This window comes from Pseudomonas sp. 21615526, assembly GCF_013386245.1.
Taxonomy (GTDB): domain Bacteria; phylum Pseudomonadota; class Gammaproteobacteria; order Pseudomonadales; family Pseudomonadaceae; genus Aquipseudomonas.
The window spans coordinates 1-6,347 of record NZ_JACAOM010000176.1 but is presented as its reverse complement, the minus strand read 5'-3'; the positions used below and the strand labels follow the sequence as shown (position 1 = coordinate 6,347).

Below are 6,347 nucleotides of genomic sequence, written 5' to 3'. Positions count from 1 at the left end.
TTGCTTTTGATTTTGATCTGCGGGCCCCGTCAACCACGATGGCCGCAAGTAGGCACGGTGGAGCGGGTAAATCGGCAGGGATGCCGATTTAGCCGCGCCGGGCCATGGATGGCCCGTCGCGGCGGCCCGCGGAACCGGGCCGGAGTGCGGGCATGCCGAGCCTAGGCGAGGCACCGAGTGGTGGGGCAAAGACCTTTTGGTTACTTTTGGCTGGGCCGGCATTCCGGGCGTTTGCCAAAAGTGACCCGCTGTAAGAGCGGAACCATAAGCCGCCGTTACCGAAGAAACGGATATGTACACCATCACTCCGGCAAAGGAATCACCCGCAACGGCCGCACCGACTTATAAGAAAAACTCGAGTAAATCTCCTTAACACACGGCAACCCCTGCAACACCTCCCGCGCAAACTCCCCAAACGACTCCAGATCCTTCGCCACCACTTCCAACAAAAAATCATACCGCCCCGAAACGTTATGACACGCCACAATCTCGGGAATCTCCAGCAACCTTTGCTCAAACGCCCGGGCAACTTCCCGGGAGTGCGTATCCATCATGATGCTGACAAACGCCGTCACCCCATACCCCAGCGCCTTGGGCGACAGGATCGCCTGATAACCGCCGATCACCCCGCTGTCCTCAAGGTTCTTCACCCGCCGCCAACACGGCGAAGTGGTCAGCGACACCCGCTCCGCCAACTCCGCCACCGTCAACCGCGCATTACCCTGCAAGGCGTTTAAAAGTGCCTTGTCAGTCCGATCCAGATGCATGGGCATATCTTGCCTCAAAACGTCGTTTTTATTGTTTTTCATCCCAATCTACCGGCCTTTCCCAGCAAACTATGGAACGTTCGGCCGCCGTTATAAGCATAGCATTGTAGGAAATAAGGAGCGTCCGACCATGAAAAATAAACACAACACGTTCGGCTTTTCCACCCGCGCCATCCACCACGGCTATGACCCCCAGGACCACCACGGCGCCCTCGTGCCGCCCATCTACCTGACGGCAACCTTCGCCTTCCCCACCGCCGAATACGGAGCCGCCTGCTTCGCCGGCGAAGAGAGCGGACACTTCTACACCCGCATCTCCAACCCCACCCTGGCCCTGCTGGAATCGCGCATGGCCACCCTGGAAAACGGCGAAGCCGCCGTCGCCTTCAGCTCCGGCATGGGCGCAATTGCCGCGACGTTCTGGACCCTGCTGCGCCCAGGTGACGAAATCATCGTCAGCCAGACCCTCTACGGCTGCACCTTCGCCCTGCTGCACCACGGCATCGGCGAGTTCGGCATCAAGGTGCGCCACGTCGACCTCACCGACCTGAACGCCATGAGCTTGGCCATCAACCCGGCCACGCGCATGATCTACTTCGAAACCCCGGCCAACCCCAACCTGCAACTGGTGGACATCGCCGCCGTCGCCGAGATCGCCCACCGGCAACCCGGTATCACCGTGGTGGTGGACAACACCTACTGCACGCCCTACCTGCAACGCCCGCTGGAAATGGGCGCCGACGTGGTGGTGCACTCGGCCACCAAATACCTCAGTGGCCACGGCGATATCACCGCCGGCATCGCCGTCAGCAGCCAGGCCCTGGCCCAGCGCATTCGCCTGCAAGGGCTCAAGGACCTGACCGGTGCGGTGATGTCACCCCAGGACGCCGCCCTGCTGATGCGCGGCCTCAAGACCCTGGCCCTGCGCATGGACCGCCATTGCAGCAACGCCCTGGCCATCGCCGAAGCCTTGCAGGCCCATCCCCTGGTGGAATGGGTGACCTACCCCGGCCTGCGCTCCTTCCCTCAATACGAACTGGCCGCGCGGCAGATGAAACAATCCGGCGGCATGATCGCGTTTGAACTCAAGGGCGGCATCGACATGGGCCGACGCTTCATGAACGCCCTCAAGCTGTTCACCCGGGCCGTGAGCCTGGGGGACGCCGAGTCACTGGCCCAGCACCCGGCCAGCATGACCCACTCCACCTACACCCCGGAGCAGCGCGCCCACCACGGGATTTCCGAAGGGCTGGTGCGACTCTCGGCGGGCCTTGAGGATGTCGCCGACCTGCTGGCCGACGTTGCCCAAGCCCTGGAGGCCTGTGCCGTAAAGCCGAAATCCCGGGCGGTGCAACACAACGTTCATCACGCTTGAAGTAAATTCACAGGCAGGCGCGACGTTTATCAATAGCCCGGCCTGAAAAGGTCGGGCTTCTCCCGTTGCGCCCTGCACCGCAAAAAATTTGATCCATTCATTGGCCCGTTTGCGAAAGCCTGTACTAGCATACGAGGCGGCAGTCATGGAGATCACTGCCCTGTACGCCGCCCTCATTGAAACTCATGGATGAAATGATGAACTCACACCTGTTCCCCCACATTGGCAAAGTCATCGCCAGCACCGGCAGCCGACATTTCCCGCGCATGCTGCACGACCTGATCCTCACCCAACTGGCGGTCGACGCCACGCACATCACCCAAATGCCTGTGAGTTCACCGCGCAAGGCAGGCAGTTCGCGAATGACGGGGATCAGCCCGGTGTACACCGACCCGCTGCCAGGGCAGGAAGAGGCCCAGGCCGCCGCCCAACTGCACCTGACCCGGCGCAAGGATGACGTCAGCTACGTGCTGTCGGTGTATCGCTCCAACCCCTGCGAAAGTTTTTCCCAGCAGGAGCGGATCATCCTGCAAGACTTCTCCTCCCTGCTGCTGCCGATGGTTGAAAAACACATCAGCGCCCTGCAACCCAGCGGTCCGGACAGCGAAGCGCCGCAGCAACAAGGCATCGACACCTTGCGCCGGCGCTTTGAAGAGCGCCTCGCGCAATCGGGGCTGGCCCTGTCCACCCGGGAGCTTGAGGTGTGCGTGGGGCTGCTGGCCGGGCGTACCGCACCGGAACTGGCGGAGCAGTTGGCACTGAAGGTCAATACCATCGAGAGCTACCTCAAGCGGGCTGCGATCAAGATGGGCATCAGTGGCCGGCATTCATTGATGCGGTGGATGTATTCCACAGAAGAAAACGCCACTCTCTAGAACACCGAGGAACAAATGTGGGAGCGGGCTTGCTCGCGAATGCGCAGTGTCAGTCAATACATGTGTGACTGATCCACCGCATTCGCGAGCAAGCCCGCTCCCACATTTTTTGATCTCTGCCCGGCCTAATCCCGGGCCAGGGCTTCAATCGGATCCAACCGCGCCGCATTCCGCGCCGGCACAAACCCGAACACAATCCCGATCAACGTTGAACACGCAAACGCCGTCACCACCGAGCCCAGGGAAAACACCATTTCCCACTCTTTCACAAACAACGAAAACAGATAGCCGATGGCGAATGACAGCGAGATGCCGATCATCCCGCCAATCAGGCAGACCATCACCGCTTCCACCAGGAACTGTTGGCGAATATCCGATTGCCGCGCGCCCACTGCCATGCGAATCCCGATTTCGCGGGTGCGTTCGGTCACCGACACCAGCATGATATTCATCACTCCGATGCCGCCCACCAGCAACGAAATCACTGCAATCAACGACAGCAGCAACGCCAGGGAACGGCTGGTTTTCTGCACCGTCTGCATGATGCTGTCGAGGTTGTTGGTAAAGAAGTCCTTGGTGCCGTGACGTTGCAACATCAGCTTGGTGACGTTCTCTTCCACCACCTTGCTCGGCTGGCCGTCCTTGATGCGCACCGTGATGCTGTCCAGATGACGCTGGCCCAACAGCCGCCCCGCTGCCGTCTCGTACGGCACCCACACGTTCAACGCCTTGCTGGCGGCGAACATGTTTTTGTTGTCGGCCGTCACCCCGATCACGGTGCAGGGCAGGTTGCCCACCAGGATCACCTGGCCCAACGGATCCACGCCGGGCGCGAACAGCCGATGGCGCGCGTTGTGGTCGATCACCACCACCTGGGCCTGGCGCCGGGCGTCGCTTTCGCTGAAGGTAATTCCGGCTTCGAGCTTCAGGCCCTTGACCTGGAAATAGCGATCGCTGACCCCATTGACCTGGGCGTCCAGGTCGATATTGCCGTAACGCAGCAACAGGTTGCGCCCCACCACCGGCGTGGCGCTGTCGACGTAATACAGCTGGTTCAGCGCATCCACATCCGACGGCAACAACGTCTCGATGGCTGACGCACGGCTGTCACCAAAACTCTTGCCGGGAAAGATATCAATGGTGTTACTGCCAATGGCCTGGATGTCCTTGAGCACATAGCGCTTGGCGCCTTCGCCGATGGCCGAGATCGATACCACCGAGGTGATGCCGATGACAATGCCGAGCATGGTCAGCAAGGTGCGCATGCGATGGGAAATCAGCGCCACCCAGGCCATGTTGAAGGCCTCCTTGAACAGCCCGAGGCTCGCCACCAACTTGCGCGCACCGCTGCGCTTGGGCTCGATGGGCGCTTCGGTGGGCAGGTCGAGGCCGACACTCTGATTGGCGCGGTCACTGACGATCTCGCCATCGCGCACCTCAATGATCCGCTGGGCATTGGCCGCGACTTTCGGGTCATGGGTAACGATGATCACCGTGTGCCCGGCGGCGTGCAGCTCGGCCAGGATGCGCATCACCTCCTTGCCGCTGTGGGTATCGAGGGCGCCGGTGGGTTCGTCGGCGAGGATCACTTCGCCGCCGTTCATCAAGGCCCGGGCGATACTCACGCGCTGTTGCTGGCCGCCGGACAGCTGGCTCGGGCGATGGGTCAAATGCCCCGACAACCCCAGGCGTGCCAGCAATTCCCCGGCGCGGCTATGCCTGGCGGTTTCCGGCGTACCGGCATAAATCGCCGGCATTTCCACGTTGTGCAACGCGCTCAGGTGCGCGAGCAAGTGGTAACGCTGAAAGATAAAACCGAAGTAGTCGCGGCGCAGCTCGGCCAGTTGCTCATCCCCCAGGGTGCGGGTTTCGATGCCATTGATCTTGTAGCTGCCGGCGGTGGCGTAGTCGAGGCCACCGAGGATGTTCATCAGGGTGGATTTACCCGAACCCGAGGCCCCGGTGATCGCGACCATTTCCCCGGCGTGGATGGTCAGGTCGATGCCCTTGAGCGCAATGAATTCGCGGTCACCGGCCATGAAACTGCGCACGATGCCTTTAAGCTCCAGCAGTGGCTGAGTCATCAATCAGCCCCCCGCCACGGCAGGCGATGGGTCGCCGATCACCACCTTGTCGCCTTCGGCCAGGCCATCGAGGATCTGCACCTTGACGTTGTTGTTGATGCCCGTCTGCACCTGCCGCGTGTTGGCCTTGCCCTTGGCGTCCAGCACCCGCACCGGGAAGCTGCCATCGGCATTGCGCGGGCCGAGTGCGGCCACCGGCACGGTCAGTGCAGCCTTGGCGGTGTCGAGCACGATGCGCACCTGGGCGGTCATGGCGATGCGCAGGCGGTGGTCGGGGTTGGGTACGTCGAACAGCGCGTTGTAGAACACCGCGGTGTTTTGCTTGGGGGTGCCGGCGGTCTGGGTTTCGAGGAAATTCTGCGGGGCGGGTTCGGTGCCGCGCAATTTGGCGTAGTAGCGTTTGTCGGCCTCGCCGAGGATGGTGAAATACACCTGCTGGCCCGGACTGATGTGGATCACGTCCGCTTCGGAGACTTGGGCCTTGACGGTCATGGTGTCCAGGTCGGCGAGCTTGAGCAGCACCGGTGCCAGTTGGCTGGCGATCACGGTCTGGCCTTCCTGGGTGACGATGCCCACTACATCGCCGTCGATTGGCGCGACGATGCGGGTGTAGGCCAGGTTGATCTTGGCGGTGTCGATCTGGATGTGGGCGCTTTTGATCTGGGCGTCGAGGGACATCAGGTTGGCGCGCTGTACCTCGTAATTGGACTCGGCGGTTTCGAAGTCCTGGCGGGACACGGATTCGTCCTCCTGCAGGCCCTGATAGCGTTCGTAGACGGATTTGGTTTCCTTGAGTTGCGCCGCAGTGGCGCGGCGTTGGGCCTGGAGGTTTTCTTCGTCGACCTGGGCTTTGCGCAGGGTGTTCTGCAGGATCAACGGGTCGATTTCGGCCAGCCATTGGCCCTTCTTGACCTTGTCGCCGACCTTGACCTTCAGGGATTTGAGTTGGCCGGAAACCTGGGCGCCGACATCGACCTGCTTGACGCCTTCGAGCAGGCCGGTGGCCAGGACGGCGTTTTCGATGTCACTGCGCTCGGCGGTGGCGGTCAGGTATTGCGGCGCGTCTGCGGGGGCCTGCACGGTGTAGATAATCAGGCCCGCTGCGACGGTCAACACCAGGGCCAATCCTGCTTTTCGATACTTTGACTTTTCCATAAATGACCATAAGAGGTGTTGAAATGGGTTCCGGCTTTTGGCTCGGAGTACATATCCGTTTTTTTGGTAACGGCTGATATGGGTTCCGCTC

The 6,347-nt window shown here is 61.3% G+C and carries 5 protein-coding genes; 2 read left to right on the top strand and 3 right to left on the bottom strand.

The window, feature by feature from the left end; all coding sequences use genetic code 11:
* Positions 1 to 302: 302 nt before the first annotated feature.
* A complete protein-coding gene (locus tag HX786_RS30295) occupies positions 303 to 773 on the bottom strand; it encodes an Lrp/AsnC family transcriptional regulator (RefSeq protein ID WP_008430161.1) in 471 nt (156 codons plus the stop codon).
* A 124-nt stretch (positions 774 to 897) separates the two neighbouring features.
* Between HX786_RS30295 and HX786_RS30290 the strand changes: the two genes are divergently transcribed.
* Positions 898 to 2,142, top strand: coding sequence for a methionine gamma-lyase (locus tag HX786_RS30290; RefSeq protein WP_178913010.1), 1,245 nt, complete (start codon positions 898 to 900; stop codon positions 2,140 to 2,142).
* 185 nt (positions 2,143 to 2,327) lie between these two features.
* Positions 2,328 to 3,017, top strand: coding sequence for a helix-turn-helix transcriptional regulator (locus HX786_RS30285; RefSeq protein WP_102369467.1), 690 nt, complete (start codon positions 2,328 to 2,330; stop codon positions 3,015 to 3,017).
* Positions 3,018 to 3,142: 125 nt separating this feature from the next.
* Here the strand turns inward: HX786_RS30285 and HX786_RS30280 are convergent, their stop codons facing one another.
* The gene (locus HX786_RS30280) at positions 3,143 to 5,101 is read right to left on the bottom strand and encodes a MacB family efflux pump subunit (protein WP_003212489.1); all 1,959 of its coding nucleotides are present in this window, start codon (positions 5,099 to 5,101) and stop codon (positions 3,143 to 3,145) included.
* Positions 5,102 to 5,104: 3 nt separating this feature from the next.
* Positions 5,105 to 6,256 carry a macrolide transporter subunit MacA gene (macA, locus tag HX786_RS30275; RefSeq protein ID WP_177020133.1) on the bottom strand — a complete coding sequence of 384 codons (1,152 nt, stop codon included), beginning with the start codon at positions 6,254 to 6,256 and terminating at the stop codon, positions 5,105 to 5,107.
* Positions 6,257 to 6,347 lie beyond the last annotated feature (91 nt).